The 15869-nt window shown below is 40.4% G+C and carries 16 protein-coding genes; 2 read left to right on the plus strand and 14 right to left on the minus strand.

Annotated features, from left to right (window positions below; genetic code table 11):
* Positions 1–304: 304 nt before the first annotated feature.
* Positions 305–1192 (plus strand): NAD kinase, encoded by an 888-nt coding sequence (locus LO761_RS11480; RefSeq protein WP_272818423.1) that lies wholly within the window; start codon positions 305–307, stop codon positions 1190–1192.
* A gap of 4 nt (positions 1193–1196) precedes the next feature.
* Here LO761_RS11480 and LO761_RS11485 read toward each other — a convergent pair whose 3' ends face one another.
* Positions 1197–1568, minus strand: a complete 372-nt coding sequence (locus LO761_RS11485) for a thioesterase family protein (protein WP_272818445.1) — start codon at positions 1566–1568, stop codon at positions 1197–1199.
* A gap of 3 nt (positions 1569–1571) precedes the next feature.
* Complete coding sequence (locus tag LO761_RS11490) at positions 1572–2915, minus strand: MATE family efflux transporter (RefSeq protein ID WP_272818424.1); 1344 nt, start codon at positions 2913–2915, stop codon at positions 1572–1574.
* Between the two features lie 132 nt (positions 2916–3047).
* Here LO761_RS11490 and LO761_RS11495 point away from each other — a divergent pair, with 132 nt between their 5' ends.
* Positions 3048–4838 carry an alpha-L-rhamnosidase-related protein gene (locus LO761_RS11495; RefSeq protein WP_272818425.1) on the plus strand — a complete coding sequence of 597 codons (1791 nt, stop codon included), beginning with the start codon at positions 3048–3050 and terminating at the stop codon, positions 4836–4838.
* Between the two features lie 24 nt (positions 4839–4862).
* Here the strand turns inward: LO761_RS11495 and LO761_RS11500 are convergent, their stop codons facing one another.
* The 12 genes from LO761_RS11500 to rbsK all read right to left on the minus strand — a co-directional run bounded on the left by LO761_RS11500 (position 4863) and on the right by rbsK (position 15850).
* Complete coding sequence (locus LO761_RS11500; RefSeq protein WP_272818426.1) at positions 4863–5999, minus strand: aspartate aminotransferase family protein; 1137 nt, start codon at positions 5997–5999, stop codon at positions 4863–4865.
* 12 nt (positions 6000–6011) lie between these two features.
* Positions 6012–6983 (minus strand): N-acetyl-gamma-glutamyl-phosphate reductase, encoded by a 972-nt coding sequence (gene argC / locus LO761_RS11505; protein WP_272818427.1) that lies wholly within the window; start codon positions 6981–6983, stop codon positions 6012–6014.
* A gap of 21 nt (positions 6984–7004) precedes the next feature.
* Positions 7005–8207, minus strand: a complete 1203-nt coding sequence (locus LO761_RS11510) for an argininosuccinate synthase (protein ID WP_272818428.1) — start codon at positions 8205–8207, stop codon at positions 7005–7007.
* Positions 8208–8218: 11 nt separating this feature from the next.
* Positions 8219–8779 carry a GNAT family N-acetyltransferase gene (locus LO761_RS11515; protein ID WP_272818429.1) on the minus strand — a complete coding sequence of 187 codons (561 nt, stop codon included), beginning with the start codon at positions 8777–8779 and terminating at the stop codon, positions 8219–8221.
* A 23-nt stretch (positions 8780–8802) separates the two neighbouring features.
* Positions 8803–9279, minus strand: coding sequence for an arginine repressor (locus tag LO761_RS11520; protein WP_272818430.1), 477 nt, complete (start codon positions 9277–9279; stop codon positions 8803–8805).
* A gap of 237 nt (positions 9280–9516) precedes the next feature.
* The gene (locus LO761_RS11525) at positions 9517–10509 is read right to left on the minus strand and encodes a nucleoside hydrolase (protein ID WP_272818431.1); all 993 of its coding nucleotides are present in this window, start codon (positions 10507–10509) and stop codon (positions 9517–9519) included.
* 3 nt (positions 10510–10512) lie between these two features.
* Positions 10513–11115, minus strand: a complete 603-nt coding sequence (locus tag LO761_RS11530) for a lysine exporter LysO family protein (RefSeq protein WP_272818432.1) — start codon at positions 11113–11115, stop codon at positions 10513–10515.
* Positions 11112–11381, minus strand: coding sequence for a LysO family transporter (locus LO761_RS11535; RefSeq protein ID WP_272818433.1), 270 nt, complete (start codon positions 11379–11381; stop codon positions 11112–11114). Before LO761_RS11535 ends, LO761_RS11530 begins: the two co-directional genes overlap by 4 nt.
* A 9-nt stretch (positions 11382–11390) precedes the next feature.
* Complete coding sequence (locus LO761_RS11540) at positions 11391–11924, minus strand: DUF695 domain-containing protein (protein ID WP_272818434.1); 534 nt, start codon at positions 11922–11924, stop codon at positions 11391–11393.
* A 442-nt stretch (positions 11925–12366) separates the two neighbouring features.
* Positions 12367–13368, minus strand: coding sequence for a GRP family sugar transporter (locus LO761_RS11545; protein ID WP_272818435.1), 1002 nt, complete (start codon positions 13366–13368; stop codon positions 12367–12369).
* Between the two features lie 6 nt (positions 13369–13374).
* Positions 13375–14925, minus strand: coding sequence for an ADP-ribosylglycohydrolase family protein (locus LO761_RS11550; RefSeq protein WP_272818436.1), 1551 nt, complete (start codon positions 14923–14925; stop codon positions 13375–13377).
* Positions 14926–14929: 4 nt separating this feature from the next.
* Entirely contained in the window at positions 14930–15850 is a 921-nt protein-coding gene (rbsK, locus tag LO761_RS11555) for a ribokinase (protein WP_272818437.1), read from the minus strand.
* Positions 15851–15869: the final 19 nt, after the last annotated feature.

The raw sequence follows: 15869 nt of genomic DNA on the forward strand, positions 1-15869 counted from the left end.
AATCAATACGTATCTGTTGTGTGATTGATACGTATGAGTTCAACAACTCACGCGGATGAATCATTCAACTCATACGCATGAACTGCCCAACTCATCCGTATCACTTCAAGCGTTTGTACGTATCGGAGTAGTAGTCGGTTAAGGTTGGTATTCCCCAAAGAGACAGTGACGCGCAGTGCACACAACTTAAATTCGTTCCACTCACGTTAACCAAAAACAAACGGTAGAAAGTTCATTTTTTAAGAGAAATCTTTGTACTGCTTACTATTTTCTCTATATTTGCTCATATAATGAATAAAAAAGTATGGACAAGAGGAATTTAACATTCGCGCTGTTCGGAAATATATTTCAAGCCAACAAAACAGTCTATATCGAGCAACTTCTTTCACTGCTCAAGATGAAAGGAGCTAAGTTGGTTGTCGCGCGCGACTTCTATCAATATCTCGTCGATAAACTTGGTATGAGAATCCAAGCGGACGGTGTCTTTCATGGCTCAGACTACGAGGCAGACATGGTATTGAGCATTGGAGGAGACGGCACTTTTTTACAAGCAGCCAGTAATGTAGGAGAAAGAGGAATACCTATCCTTGGCATTAATACCGGTCGACTCGGCTTCTTAGCAGACACATCGCCCAAAGACATGGAGAAGACATTCGATGACATCTTCAATCATCGTTATCAAATAGAAGAAAGAAACCTTCTGCATGTGGTATGTCCGGAGCAACCGCTACGGGGGTATCCATACGGGCTTAACGAAATCTCTGTTCTGAAACGAGATAGTTCGTCCATGATTTCCATACACACCACCGTCAATGGCATCTACCTAAGCACCTATCAGGCCGATGGTTTAATCATAGCGACACCTACCGGTTCCACCGCCTATTCGCTAAGTGTGGGAGGCCCAATCATAGTCCCGCAAAGTAATACGATTGCCATGACACCGGTTGCCCCCCACAGCTTAAACATGCGTCCCATCGTACTGACCAACGATTGCGTCATTACGCTCGAAGTGGAGAGCCGAAGTCATAATTTTTTAGTTGCCATTGACGGAAGAAGTGAAACTTGTCGTCAAGGCAGCAAGTTAATTATAAAGAAGGCTCCCTATACCGTCAAACTAATTAAGCGATTAGGACACTCTTTCTTCGATACCCTTCACAACAAAATGATGTGGGGTGTGGACGGAAGAGAATGAACCGTTAAAGTTTCAATAGGAACCTTTCTCTGTCCACCATGAAACGAAGATGAGTCCCCTCGCCAATAACCATTTCTCCCTGACGAGCTTCCACATGAAAATAAAGTTTACGACCCTCTATCTTCTCTAAGACAGCAGTAGCCGTAACCACAGTTCCTACCTTCGACGGATGAAGATGAGACGACTCGATATGCCCACCTACCGTGGTACTCCCTTCAGGCAACCGACCGGCAACCGCAAGCATGGCAGCATTCTCCATCAAAGCCATCATAACCGGTGTCGCCAATACCTCCATATCTCCCGACCCCATGGCGAGAGCCGTACTCTTTTCATCTACAACCAATGTACTGGTATGTACTAATCCAACTTCTAACATCATTTATCTGAATATTTTTTTAGTAATTACAACATAAGCCACGCAAACCATTATTCCCGTGATAATCCACGAAATGGGATATACCAATAAAACAATGTCAAACTGATGATAATGAGGAACGACAAAATATACCCAACCTAATCTTAACAGACACGTACCGAAGATAGTAAGCACCGCGGGCAAGACAGAATGTCCCAATCCTCTTAACGCTGATCCTGCTATTTCATAGCTACAAGCCAACCACTGGGTAAGCAAAACCACTTTCATACGAATAACGCCATACGAAACTACATTAGGATCGGAAGTAAACAAATTCAAAAAGAACCTGTCTTGCCGGAAAAAAAGTATATTTAATAATCCACAAGACAAAACACCGAGTCCCATACACATCCAAAATATTTTCTTACATCGCTCCGTCTGTCCAGCGCCATAATTCTGTCCGATGAACGTAACAGCCACCCCATCAAACGCGCTAATCATGAAATAGCAATAGAATTCGAAATTGAGCGCAGCCGCGCTTCCTGCCACGGCATCAGAGCCAAAGCTGTTAACAGCCGACTGAAGAACAACATTGGATATAGAGAAAACCATTCCCTGAAGTCCGGCCGGTATACCTATATTCAGCATCTTATTCAACTCCTGCTTCTTGATACGCGTTTCTTTCCAACGCAATTGGAATGGTCCTTCCTCATGTATCAGCAAATGAACAATCATGGCAGCACTCACTCCATTGGCAATAACGGTAGCTATAGCCACACCTGCCACGCTCATATCAAAGCCAATAACCAAAATAAGATTAAGAATTGTATTGATAACACCCGCTATGATTAAGCAATAGAGCGGTCGCTTGGTGTCTCCCATACTTCGAAGAACAGCCGCGCCAAAATTATAAATCATCAAAAACGGCATGCCAAGGAAATAAATACGCAGATAGAGCGTAGAAAGATCAATAATGTTTTGGGGAGTATCAATCGCTTCCAGAATGGGACGAGCTACCAGCAAACCAACAAACAGAAGAATGATACCGCTAAACAAGGCGAGTACGGTAACGGTATTGACCGCATCGCGAATACGCTGATTATCTCGTTGGCCGATATGATTGGCAATGATAACGTTCGCGCCAACCGAAATACCAACAAACAAATTGACCAACAGACTGATGACCGGAGAATTGCTTCCTACGGCAGCAAGAGCTTCACTACTGGCAAACTTTCCTACAACAGCAATATCAATAGAATTAAAGAGCTGCTGTAAGACACTGCTGGCAGCCAAGGGAATGGCAAACATCAGGATCTTACTCAACAACGGGCCATGTAACATGTCTATCTGATTGGAAGAACTCTTCATCAGTTCAGAATTGAAATAGTGACGCAAAAATACGATATTATCTTGCAAAAGCAAAAAGATATTAAAAGGAAGGTTAGCAAATAATCATAATTTTTTGTATCTTTGCATTATAAATAAACTTGAATCAAATAAATGAAAAAGATACTTTTATTCGCACTTGGAGCACTTTTTATACTCCCTGCATTCGCGCAAATCAATTTTCCTCCGGTATTTAAAAACGACACCGCTAATATACGCATGGACAAGCTGACTCGTCTATACATCGCTCCACGCCGAGTGGTGTGGGTCAACAATCATGACGCGGTAAAAGGAGAGCATATACTCACCATGCTCTCAGACGGACAGAATCAGTTGGGAAACAAAAACATGTGTCGCATGCAGACTACTTCCGCGGATACAGCCTCCATCATTCTTGACTATGGGAGGGAACTGCACGGTGGCATAAAGATGATGTTCGGTACAAGCGACCATAAATATCCGGCGCAAATACGTCTTCGTTTCGGGGAATCTGTCGAAGAAACTTGTTGCGAACTTTATAAAGGCGACGATTATAATCCTATTGGTGAAGGAACCAACGACCATGCCATTCGTGATGCCATTCTGAGTATTCCGCAAATGGGTATGATAGAATTCGGAAATACCGGATTTCGTTTTGTCCGGATTGATTTAATCAGCCCGAACCGTCAAATTGAAATAAAAGAAGCATCGGCTATTTTCCGCTTCCGCAATATTCCTTGGGTCGGTTCGTTTAAATGCAGTGACGACCGACTTACAAAGATATGGGAAACGGGTGCTTACACTATTCATTTAAATATGCAGGAAAACATTTGGGATGGCATTAAACGAGATCGCCTAATCTGGTTAGGCGACATGCATCCGGAAACATCTTCTATTGCCACTGTCTTCGGCAATGACGATTCTTTCTATTCAAGTTTAGACTTAGCATGTAAATACTTTCCTCTTCCAAGCTGGTTGAATGACATGAGCGCTTATTCCTTATGGTATCTCATCATTCAGCATGATTGGTACATGCAAAACAAGAACACCGCTTTTCTACAGAAACATAAACCGTATATCATAGGATTGATAGACCAGATTAATGATAAAGTAGACGAAGAAGGCAATGAGACCATCGGAGATCATTTCCTCGACTGGCCTTCAAATAACAATCCGGAAGGTGTTACTGCCGGTTACAGAGCTTTAATGATATGGGCTATGAAGGACGCGGAAATACTCTGTAACATTTTAAACGACAATGCTCACGCAACAAAATGTAAAGCCATAGTTCAACGTTTAAAGAAACAAACTCCCGACCCTAACGGCCTGAAACAGGCCGCGGCTCTTATGGCTATTGCAGGAACAATGAGCCCTAAAGAGGCTTGTGACAAATATATCAGCGTGGATGGTCCAAAGAATTTCTCCACATTCTACGGATATTACATGCTCGAAGCATTAGCATTGGATGGTAAGTATCAGGAAGCAATGGATATTATCAGTCGGTTTTGGGGCGGGATGCTTGACTTAGGCGCAACTTCTTTCTGGGAAGATTTCAATCTCGACTGGACAAAAGACGCTGCTGGAATCGATGAATTTGTTCCTGCAGGAAAGAAAGATATACACGGTGATTTTGGTGCGTATTGTTATCCGGGATACCGTCACAGCCTTTGCCACGGATGGGCATCCGGACCAACGGCTTGGATGAGTCATCGTATACTTGGAGTAGAAATAACAAAAGCAGGATGTGAAGAACTTACCATCACTCCGCATTTAGGAAAATTACAATGGGCAGAGGGAACTTACCCCACTCCCCAAGGGCCTGTTTACATCAAACATCAGAAAGAGGCGAATGGGAAAGTTTCTACTACTGTCAAAGGTCCGGAAGGCGTAAAAATAATTGTAAAAGAAACGAACTCATTCCGGTGACTTTCTGAAGTAACACTCATTAAACTACAAAACTTTCTTAAAACGATCTAAGAACACGTCTGCTTCTTCCTTTGATAAACAAAGTGGCGGTAACAAACGAAGAACACTTGTTCCACTGAAGCCGGTAAAGATATGTTGTTCAAACAGAAGACGTTTTCTGAGTTCTTTCGCCGGATCTTTAAACTCAATGCCAATCATTAAACCCCGTCCACGGACTTCTTTTATCGTATCAGAACGTAGAGAAGCTATCTTCTGCAATTCCTCCAATAAATATGCCCCTACAACCTCAGCATTCTCTATTAAATGTTCTTCTTTCATCACATCAAGTACGGCAACAGCCGCTGTACATGCCAGATGATTCCCTCCAAAAGTAGTACCCAACTGCCCATAAGTAGGCCAGAATTTCGAACTTATCAGTACCGCTCCCATAGGGAAGCCATTGCCAATACCTTTTGCCACCGTAATTATATCAGGACGAATGCCTGCATACTGGTGAGCAAAGAATTTACCCGAACGGCCATAACCCGACTGTATCTCATCTAAAACCAATACTGCGTCTGTATCGGAGCATGCTTTACTCAACTCTTGCAAAAACTTTGCTTCAGGCAAGCGAATACCTCCGACGCCTTGAATACCTTCTATAACGACAGCACATACATCTCCCTTTGCCAGTTCGGTCTTAAACGCTTCAATGTCATTCATAGGGAGAAATGTTACATGCCCATTATCATTGATAGGAGCCGTAATCGCAGGATTATTCGTTACTTCAACAGCTAAAGAAGTACGCCCATGAAAAGCCTTATTAACAGAAAGAACACGCTTCCTGCCGTTATAAAAAGAGGCTAATTTTAACGCGTTCTCGTTCGCTTCCGCCCCGCTATTGATAAGAAACAACTGATAATCGTCATAACCCGACATTCCACCTAACTTATCGGCAACCTCTTGTTGTAACTTATTGATAACAGAATTAGAATAAAATCCGAGTTGCGCAACCTGCTTACTCAGCATTTCCACATAATGAGGGTGCGAATGACCGATTGAAATAACTGCATGGCCACCATACAAGTCGAGATATTCAGTTCCTTCGTCATCCCAAACGTGGCAACCTTTTCCTTTGACTATATTGATATCAAACAAAGGATATACATCAAAAAGTTTCATATTAAAAACAAATTAAAAAGCCGATGGTTTCAGTTTTAATCCTATTGTTTCCTCCAAGTTAAATATCAGGTTCATGTTATGAACGGCTGTTCCGCTCGCGCCTTTCAACAAATTATCAATGCAAGAAACTATCAATAATTTATCATCTCCATGACGCTCTAAATGGAGCAAGCACTTATTGGTATTAACTACCTGTTTCAAGTCGATATTTTCTTTAACAACAAAAACAAACGAATCTTCCGCATAATAATCTTCATATAGCTTATACAGCTCATCCTCACTCATCGTATTCTTCACTAACAATGTCGCGAAAATACCCCGAGGGAAATCTCCCCGATAAGGGATAAAATTTATATCGGAATTAAAACTGTTCTGCAGTTGCTTCAAAGACTGCTTTATTTCAGGAACATGTTGATGTTCAAAAGGTTTATAAATACTTAAGTTATTATTCCTCCAACTGAAATGGCTGGTCTGTCCGGGCTTTACACCGGCTCCCGTGCTACCGGTAATCGCATTTACAAATACATCATCATTCAACAACAAAGCTTTAGCCAAAGGCAATAAACCAAGTTGTACGCAAGTAGCAAAACATCCGGGATTAGCTACATGCCTACTATGACAAATAGCACGACGATTCAATTCCGGAAGCCCATAAATAAAATCATTTCCTTCGGCTTTCAACCGATAATCCATGCTTAAATCTATAATCTTTAAATCTTCCGTGATTTGATGACTTTCAATAAACCTCTTTGAATCACCATGACCACTACAAATAAAAAGAACATCTATCTCATCCAAAGGTAACTCATCGGTAAAGCTTAATTCTGTTTCTCCATAAAGTCCTTCATGAACGGAAGTTATCTTATTACCTGCATTACTCGTACTATTGACAAACTTAATCTCAACATCGGGATGATTAATAAGCAAACGAATCAATTCACCTGCCGTATAACCAGCTCCTCCTATAATTCCGGCTTTAATCATTACATATCTTTTAAAGTTAATTTAGCGTTTTTCATCGGGATGAATACCATAGTAAACTCTCAAAGGCGTACTTGTCACCTTAATAAAGCCCTTAGCTTCTTCGGCAGTCCAACCATGCTGCATTTCACCATACTCACCCAACTTACTCTTCAACAAATCATCCGGAGAATCAACTCCAACTGTCTCGAATCCAAAAGGACGAAGTTTCAAAATCGCAGTACCATTTACATTGCGCTGACTACTTGTAAGCATAGCTTCAATGTCCGGCATGACAGGTTCTAAATATTGACTTTCATGTAAAAACATGCCATACCAATTCCCTACCTGATCTTTCCAATATTGTTGCCACTTGCTTAATGTATATTTTTCAAGCAAGCGATGTGCTTCAATAATCAATTTAGGAGCAGCGGCTTCAAATCCTACACGCCCTTTAATGCCAATAATAGTATCGCCTACATTACAATCACGTCCGATAGCATAAGCCGCTCCCATCTCCTCAATCTTCTGAATCGCCTTAATCTTATCCGTAAAAGGCTCATCGTTGACAGCGACAATTTCCCCTTTCTCAAACTTAATTTTCAACTCCGCTTCCTCATGACGGGTTACATGCTTGAGATACGCTTCCTCCGGCAAACCTTTCTCGGAATCTAAGAGTTCTCCACCGCAAATACTGGTTCCCCAAATGCCCACATTATAAGAATACTTCAACTTTGCAAAATCTGCGTTAAATCCATGTGCATTCAAATAATCAACTTCTTCTTTTCTGGTGAGAGCTTTATCGCGAGTAAGAGTAATGATTTCAATTCCGGGCGCCATCACTAAAAAAGTCATATCAAAACGAATTTGATCATTTCCTGCCCCTGTTGAGCCATGAGCAATGGCATCCGCGCCTATTTCTTTTGCATATCTCGCAATTGCGATAGCTTGAAATATACGTTCAGAAGACACCGATATCGGATAGCAATTATTTCTAAGTACATTCCCGAATATCATATATTTCAAACTCTTCTCATAATATTCTTGCGTAACATCCAAGGTTACATATTTGGTTGCCCCCAACTTATAAGCGTTCTCTTCATTATTTTTTAACTGCTCTCCACTAAAACCTCCCGTATTAGCAGAAACAGCATATACCTCATAATCCTTTTCCATGGCAAGATACATTACCGTATACGATGTATCCAAACCGCCACTATATGCCACAACAACTTTCTTTTTACCCATCTTCTTAACAATTAAATTTCTTCTTCACCTTTATGTAAGTCCGGATCATACAGCATAGCCGTACAAATACAAAACTTACGATTCTTTGATTTGAGAATAGGATAATTTATACATCCCTCACAGCCTTTCCAAAATGCATCATCATCAGTCAACTCATTAAATGTAACGGGAAGATACCCCAACTGAGTGTTCATCTTCATAACAGCCGCTCCACTGGTTAAACTAAAGATTTTAGCATGAGGCCAACGCATTCTTGCCAAACGAAAAGACGCGCTTTTGATTCTTCTGGCAAGTCCTATTCCCCTATATTTCGGATGAACTATTAAACCGGAAGTAGCAACATACTGCTTATTACCCCATGATTCTATATAAGAAAATCCGGCAAAGTCGGTTCCGTAAAGAGCTATAATCGCTTTGCCTTCTTTCATTTTTGTAGCTACATATTCATGTGTACGCTCAGCGATTCCGGTTCCACGAACTTTAGCCGCCTCGCGGATGGTATCCAATATAGTATCTACATACACCTCGTATGAGGAATCGGCTACCATCACATCAATATCTTTTAATTCCATTGCTATACGATATAAAAAACTTATTATTGAATGTTAGGAATCAATATCGTAAGCGCACTCTTTATTTGTGCCTCACTGCAGTCTTCACGGACTACCAACAAAACAGTATCATCACCTGCTACCGTTCCTAAAATTTCATCAAAGCCAAAATTATCAATATCATAAGCGAGGCTTCCCGCATACCCCGGACGAGTTTTAATAATAGCAACTTTTGTTGAGAAATCAATGGAGACAAATCCGCTATGAGTCAGTAAATCGTTCACAGAATACTGCTGTGTATTACGTCGGTACATCGTGTCATTAGGCAACACATAAACATAATTGCCATTTGAATTTGCTGCCTTAGCTACTTTCAGCTGTTTCAAGTCACGAGAAAGCGTAGCCTGTGTCAACTTAAAACCTTCTTTTCTCAACTCAAACAATAACTCTTCTTGACTGCCTAATTCTTTACTGGAAATAATAACCTTGATTGTCTCCAGTCTTTTGTTCTTATTCTTCATAATCTTATAAATATTCTAATACATCGGCAAATATACGGTACTTTTTCGAATAATCATCCAAATTATGAAACTTTTTACTTATTTTTTTGAATATACATAAAAAAGGTCATGTTGAATCTATGAACCTAATGTTTTTATCCGGTACCCCGTATGAGTCAGCCGGTTTATAGGCATCAATTCACGCTCTCTCTTTATGATGAATTGAATACACGCGATAAGTTCGCAGGTTCACTTTAATCAATGAAGCAATTCCTCTAAACGTAATTGATACCACAAGTTGGGCTTTTTCTTTTTCACATAATAATGCTTTCCTGTTGCCGATGGAGTAAATGTATTAGCACCCGTGACAGGGTTCACTCTATTCGTCCCTCGGACCACATCATATCCAGCTTCTTCCGGATCGCCGATACACGCTAAATGTGTCAACATTGCCCCCCCTGCCGAACGTCCTTTCTCGGCTTCTCTTTTGCCTCCATGCGCATATAGTATTTTATAAAGCAAATCATCAGGTTGGAATCCTCCTCCTGCGTAAATACCAACTCCCACATTATATCCCAAGAAATAAATCGGAACAGGACATTTCAAACAAACATTTGCTCCTGCTTTTCTGCTTCTGGCAGTCCGGGCAAAGTTATTCTCCTTACCATTGGGATAATTACCTGCCATCATCCAAATACGCCGAACTTTAGATTTAACTAAAGCTACGCCATTTAACTTTGATATGCTATCTGCCTTACTATCCAACAAACGACTCAACGCATTCGGATAACCTACACAAATAATATCAATCTGTTCCTCGTCAGGAACAAGCACTAAAGTACGGCGATAATAAGAGACACAATCCTCCGCGTCACTGTTTGACAAATATGTACTTTGCTCCGTGTTCTTTATACAAACGGTATGATATGCCGGTTTACCCGTATAATCTGTAGCATACTTATCTATGCCTATTGTCATACCATCCAAACCTTCATGCGAGAGGAAGCGATCAAGCGATACCACCGACAGAGGTCCTACTGCATCAATCACTATGCCATTCAATTCTACTACATCTGCTTCATCTTCCTTAAGTAAAACCCGCAGCGCAACCGCGTCATCTACATCTGTCCACCAATCTGTATCAAAAATAACCCCACGCACCGTTGGGAATAGCTCTTCCTCTTCTTCCTGAGCAATAACACATACAGGAAACATAAGAATCAAAAACAAAGCACATAAAATCTTCTTCATACATTACAAGCTACAGAAAAATGTTACCACAAAAGGAACACTAAAATCAATTAAGAAACCATGATAAATAGAAAGAGGTATTAGCTCCCGACCACATGTTTTTGAGATAATAGGCAAAGTGGTATCGGCTGTTGTCGCGCCACCGGCCGCTATTGGAGCTAACTTATCAAAAAACCTAACGAGCAATGGAGCCAAAAGCAACGTTAACAGTTCTCTCAAAATATTAGAAATCAAAGCAATAGTTCCCAATTCTACGCCTTTATATTGAGTAATAAATATACTTGATAAAGAATAATAAGCAAAACCGGAGCCAACAGCCATACAATCAGGAGCACTTCTCTGAGGAAGAATCAAACTAACAACCAAACTGCCGCCTATCGTTCCTAAGAATGTCATCAAAGGAAGCAATGCATATCCCGGATTCAGTTGTTTAAACTTTGTAATTATACCGACATCGCTCCCAATGCTATAACCAACGACAAAGAGAAGAACACAAAGTGCATAGAAAGTATAGTCATCGACCTCAAAAGTTGCCGGAACCACATGGACATATCCAAGGAACACACCTATAAGGAAAAATATAACAATGAGAACACTACCTTTCATTTCTTCTTCCTATTTAAATACATCAGCAGGGCTTTAGCTGCCAAGCAGCTGCCTAAAGTTGCCATTACCGTAATCAACAATGCTTCCAACCCTATTGAAGTCAGACTATTCATTACACGCTGATTACTTCCTACACTTATACCCAATAGGAATAAAAGAGCCCATATTAAAAAGGTCAGTATCGGCTGAGTATATTTAAACGGCTTTCCCTTTGTCAGGAAGCCGACAAGAATACCGGAACACATGCAAGCAATAACTATGAACATCAGCGCAAGTTATTTGTTTTCATTGCATTTTGCTTTCCGCAACTCATCAAAATACCAGTTTGTCTGCTCCCAATCAGCATCTTCATCGACAGAGAAATCAAACTCACGGACACACATCTTCTGATTTTGAATATCCGTCATGTATTTGCGTACAGGCTCAGGATTTTTGACTTTCCATATCATTTCGCGCGTCTCGTTCCATGAAACCAAACAGAAGAACAAAGCATTGGGGTTATCCGCGTCACCTTCTATATCTTTTTTAATAGCTCCTTCAAAATTAGCTAAGGCAGCTAATTCATTTTCAGTTGGCAAGCCATTATTCATAGACTCATTACACTGAATGATAATAGAAAAATTGTATGGATAAGAAGCCTTATCAACAAAATCCAATAAACTTTCATTAATTACCGCTACTGCAGGTAAATCATCTTCTTTGAAGGTGATAGTCACATCTTTCTCTTTTGGAGTACCGGTAAACTGCCATTTATTAGTACTTGCCTCAACTGATTCTTTCTTTTTAAATAGGTTACTAAAGAAACTCATAATGACAAATTGCTTTTGTTTTACGACAAAGATAAAAGATATTTCTATCCATTTCTATGTTTTAAGATAAAAAAAGATTAACGTACACACCTTTCTTTACTACGAACTTTGCTTCTTCTTAATCGTAGACACTGTTTTAGAGAGTTCAACTATATAAGCTATTACCTTGATGCGGATGAAGATGAAAACTGACGCGGATGAGTTGCTCAACTCATGCGGATGAGTTGACAAGTTCATCCGCATGAATTGAACGGTTTATACGGATGAGTTGACCGGTTCATACGGATGACTTTTCCTCCATCTCTTTATGACCATTTTAATGGATCAAACAAAAAGGGTAAAACACCTTACCAACATGCTATAAGTCCCTATTCTACCTTTGTAGGTTTCCGCGTGAGCTCTCTGTTATTTCATCACGTTAAGATAAATAAACATTATTGTTTTAAGCTCCGGCATAAATCAGGAATCCCAAGCCGATGACAAATAGAGTAAACATGGCTAAGTTCAGCCGATTTGATATCTTTGGAGCACCTTTAAACTCTTTCCAAACAAGTATTCCCCATAAAGCAGAAACTAACGTAGCTCCTTGACCCAATCCATAAGATATAGCAGCTCCGGCCTTTTCTGAAGCAATCATACTAAATGACTCACCAATACACCAAATAATACCTCCCAGCATACCAACCAAATGAGTCCTTGTATCACCCTTGAAATAATCTTTTGCGGAAACAGGCTCCCCATTAACCGGATGTTTCATAGCTATGCCATTAAAAATAAACGTACTTAAGAACACTCCTAATGAAAAAATGAACACCGCGGTATATGGAGTCATTTTACCGGACTCCGGATGAGCAAAATTATTCAAGTCAACTGAAGCTGCTACAAATCTAAAAAAAAGTGCCATAATAACACCGGCAATAATTGAAATGGTTATTCCCTTGGTAGTCAACTTGGCAGAAGTCTTCTGCGCCTTTTTATACGCTACACCATTTAATATAATGGCTATAACAATCAATACTACTCCGATAAATATATAGGCAGGCTCACCTTTCGCCGCTCCAATATAATTTATAAGTACACCTAACACTAACGCCAAACCAATGCCGACAGGAAAAGCAACCGACAACCCACAAAGTGAGATAGCGGCAGACAAAAGTATATTGGCAGCATTAAATACCACACCGCCAATAAACGCACTAAGTATATTATTCGGAGTTGCCTGCGCCAAATCCGGAATAAAACTTCTGCCCACACTGCCGATACTGCCCAGCGTAAAGGCAAAAATAACAGAACAAAGAAGCACTCCTATTACATAGTCCCAATAGAAGAACTCATAACGCCAAGTCTTGGCAGCCAACTTCTGCGTGTTTCCCCAAGAGCCCCAACAAAGCATGGTTACTACACAGAATAAAACCGCGACAACATAACTATTTACAATAAACATAGTATTTTATTTATAAGGATTAATATATGGCTTATTAGAATAAACGATGCCATGCCCACACTTAACCGTAGCTCCATCTTCAGGATTCACCCATTTAAAAGTTAAAGTGTGCTTGTCCATAGGGATTTGCGGATTCCAATACAACTCAGCTGTTCGATCATGAAAATCAACAGGAAGTTTACGAGTCTCTGTCAGTTTTCCATCCAAATAGATTTCAACAAGAGCCACATAATCATTACGTTTTGCGTTAACTGTAACATTAAGCATCACCCCATTACCATCAAAGGTAAAGTCGCCCATGTCACCAACCTCTTTTTCTATACTCCGTTTCTGTATGGGATACATATTCTCACAACCTTGCTCCAATGGAACACTATTCGATTTTTGAACTTTAATAATCACGTCCTTATCGTTCACCTTTCCACCATTTCTTTCAATATTTTCCAGTGCCTGATTAAAACTCATCCGGTAAACTTTATTTAAAGAAATAGTCGTGTAGGCAAAATCTCTGTCCTCTACCTCATAAAGATTCTCTTTCCAATACTCAGGAATATGGCTGTAACCCAAAATTGTTCCTAATATACCGGCAGCGCTCGCCGGATTACAATCAGAATCTTGTCCGCAACGGGTTGAGATATCCAATGTTTTTGAGAAATCTCCTTCGCCATAAAGCAAACCAATTACAATATACGCGCTATTAACTACAGCATCTATGTTAAAAGGAGCAAATACTCCATCAGGACACATCTTATCTTCCGCGTAATGTTTCTGAACTTCCGCCCATGTCTGTTTCCAATCATCAGGATACTTTAAATACCATTTAATAACATCACTCATACATTGATGATAACGACTCTCGGCAGGAATAACATTAAGTGCTTCAGTAACTATATAGTAAATATCTGTTGATATAAAAGCAAGAGAATACATCGCTCCCACATAAAGTCCGCCATAAAGCCCATCGCCATAATTCATTATATGTCCAATCTTCTCTCCTATCTCCGTCGCGACATTCGGCATCCCCGGGCTCATCAAACCGGAGAAGTCGGCTTCTATCTGATAATCTATATCATCAGCATGAGCATTATTCTTCCAACTGCCCGATTCCGGAGGCATGATACCATTCAATATATTATAACGAGCTTGCTGATTTGCATGCCAAAGCTGATACCTTGCATTAGCAAAAGCCACAGCAAAAGAATCTACCGGAGCATCCAAGCCTAAACGGTTAAAAACATCCACAAATGTTAAATCCATATACACATCATCATACAGTCCAGGCGCGTAATCATAATACCATTTTATCTGTCCTTTCGGCCAATCAATAGGCGTATAATCGCCAATCATTGTTCCCTGATAACGAAACTCGGTAGGACCTCCAAAAGTACAACCGATAGTCTGACCAGCCCATCCTCCTTTAATCTTATCCATAAGGGAATCTTTCTGAATCGTCACGTAATCACTGATTCCTTGATTAACAGAACTCGTTTTATTACAAGACGTCAAGGTCGCGACCACTCCGCAGAAAATCAACACAATAAATAATTGATTCTTCATAGTATTACAATTTAAACTCTTCTACTTCCTTTCTTGTCGGAACAGATGCCTGCGCCCCTGCTCTTGTCACAGATATAGCCGCTGCCTTATTAGCAAAAACAATGGCATCTTTCCACTCAGCCTTTTCAGCTATACGGACGCATAAAGCTCCATTATAAACATCTCCTGCCGCAGTTGTATCCACAGCCTTCACTTTAAAGGCAGGGATAAACAGACTCTCCTTTTTATTATATAAGCATGATCCTTTAGAACCCAAAGTAATAATCACATTCTCAACACCTTTTTCCAAAAAGATTTGAGCCGCTTCCTCAGCAGAAACCACATCTGTCACCTTTCGACCTGTCAATAACTCTGCTTCTGTCTCATTCGGAGTAATAAGATACAGACCATTCAACAGCTCTTCTGATAATTTTTGTGCCGGAGCCGGATTTAATACTACTTTCTTGTGTTTTTCCTTTCCTGCCTTTACTACGTATTCTACCGTATCCATTGGGATTTCCAACTGTACAAGAATAACTTCTGCCTCATCAATAGCCGACATCGAATGCTTCAAATCAGCCGGTGTTAGTTTCATGTTCGCCCCCGAAGCAACCGCTATACAATTCTCCGCGTTCTTATCAACAGTAATCAAAGCAACTCCCGACGGAGTTTGCTCGTCTTTATACAGATAGGTTGTATCTATACCATATTTATTAAAAAGCTCACACGATTGTTTCCCAAACAAATCAGTCCCTATCTTGCCTACAAAAGCAGTATCACCACCCAGTTTGGCAACGGCAACAGCCTGATTCGCGCCCTTTCCTCCGTGACTCATAAAGAAATTACCACCAAGAATAGTTTCTCCCGGAACAGGCAAATGGTCGGTCTGAATAACTAAATCGGTGTTTGAACTACCAACAACTAATATCTTCCCCTTTTTATTCATAATCGCGTAATTTAAGGTA

The organism is Phocaeicola oris (genome assembly GCF_021295095.1).
GTDB classification, from domain to species: domain Bacteria; phylum Bacteroidota; class Bacteroidia; order Bacteroidales; family Bacteroidaceae; genus Phocaeicola; species Phocaeicola oris.

Coding starts and splice junctions, on each gene's coding strand:
- LO761_RS11525 (WP_272818431.1), bottom strand. CDS start 10,509: ATGAAGAAGATTTTATGTGCTTTGTTTTTGATTCTTATGTTTCCTGTA.
- LO761_RS11545 (WP_272818435.1), bottom strand. CDS start 13,368: ATGTTTATTGTAAATAGTTATGTTGTCGCGGTTTTATTCTGTGTAGTA.
- LO761_RS11535 (WP_272818433.1), bottom strand. CDS start 11,381: ATGTTCATAGTTATTGCTTGCATGTGTTCCGGTATTCTTGTCGGCTTC.
- LO761_RS11480 (WP_272818423.1), top strand. CDS start 305: ATGGACAAGAGGAATTTAACATTCGCGCTGTTCGGAAATATATTTCAA.
- LO761_RS11515 (WP_272818429.1), bottom strand. CDS start 8,779: ATGGAATTAAAAGATATTGATGTGATGGTAGCCGATTCCTCATACGAG.
- argC (WP_272818427.1), bottom strand. CDS start 6,983: ATGATTAAAGCCGGAATTATAGGAGGAGCTGGTTATACGGCAGGTGAA.
- LO761_RS11550 (WP_272818436.1), bottom strand. CDS start 14,925: ATGAAGAATCAATTATTTATTGTGTTGATTTTCTGCGGAGTGGTCGCG.
- LO761_RS11500 (WP_272818426.1), bottom strand. CDS start 5,999: ATGAAACTTTTTGATGTATATCCTTTGTTTGATATCAATATAGTCAAA.
- LO761_RS11540 (WP_272818434.1), bottom strand. CDS start 11,924: ATGAGTTTCTTTAGTAACCTATTTAAAAAGAAAGAATCAGTTGAGGCA.
- rbsK (WP_272818437.1), bottom strand. CDS start 15,850: ATGAATAAAAAGGGGAAGATATTAGTTGTTGGTAGTTCAAACACCGAT.
- LO761_RS11495 (WP_272818425.1), top strand. CDS start 3,048: ATGAAAAAGATACTTTTATTCGCACTTGGAGCACTTTTTATACTCCCT.
- LO761_RS11530 (WP_272818432.1), bottom strand. CDS start 11,115: ATGAAAGGTAGTGTTCTCATTGTTATATTTTTCCTTATAGGTGTGTTC.
- LO761_RS11520 (WP_272818430.1), bottom strand. CDS start 9,279: ATGAAGAATAAGAACAAAAGACTGGAGACAATCAAGGTTATTATTTCC.
- LO761_RS11485 (WP_272818445.1), bottom strand. CDS start 1,568: ATGTTAGAAGTTGGATTAGTACATACCAGTACATTGGTTGTAGATGAA.
- LO761_RS11510 (WP_272818428.1), bottom strand. CDS start 8,207: ATGGGTAAAAAGAAAGTTGTTGTGGCATATAGTGGCGGTTTGGATACA.
- LO761_RS11490 (WP_272818424.1), bottom strand. CDS start 2,915: ATGAAGAGTTCTTCCAATCAGATAGACATGTTACATGGCCCGTTGTTG.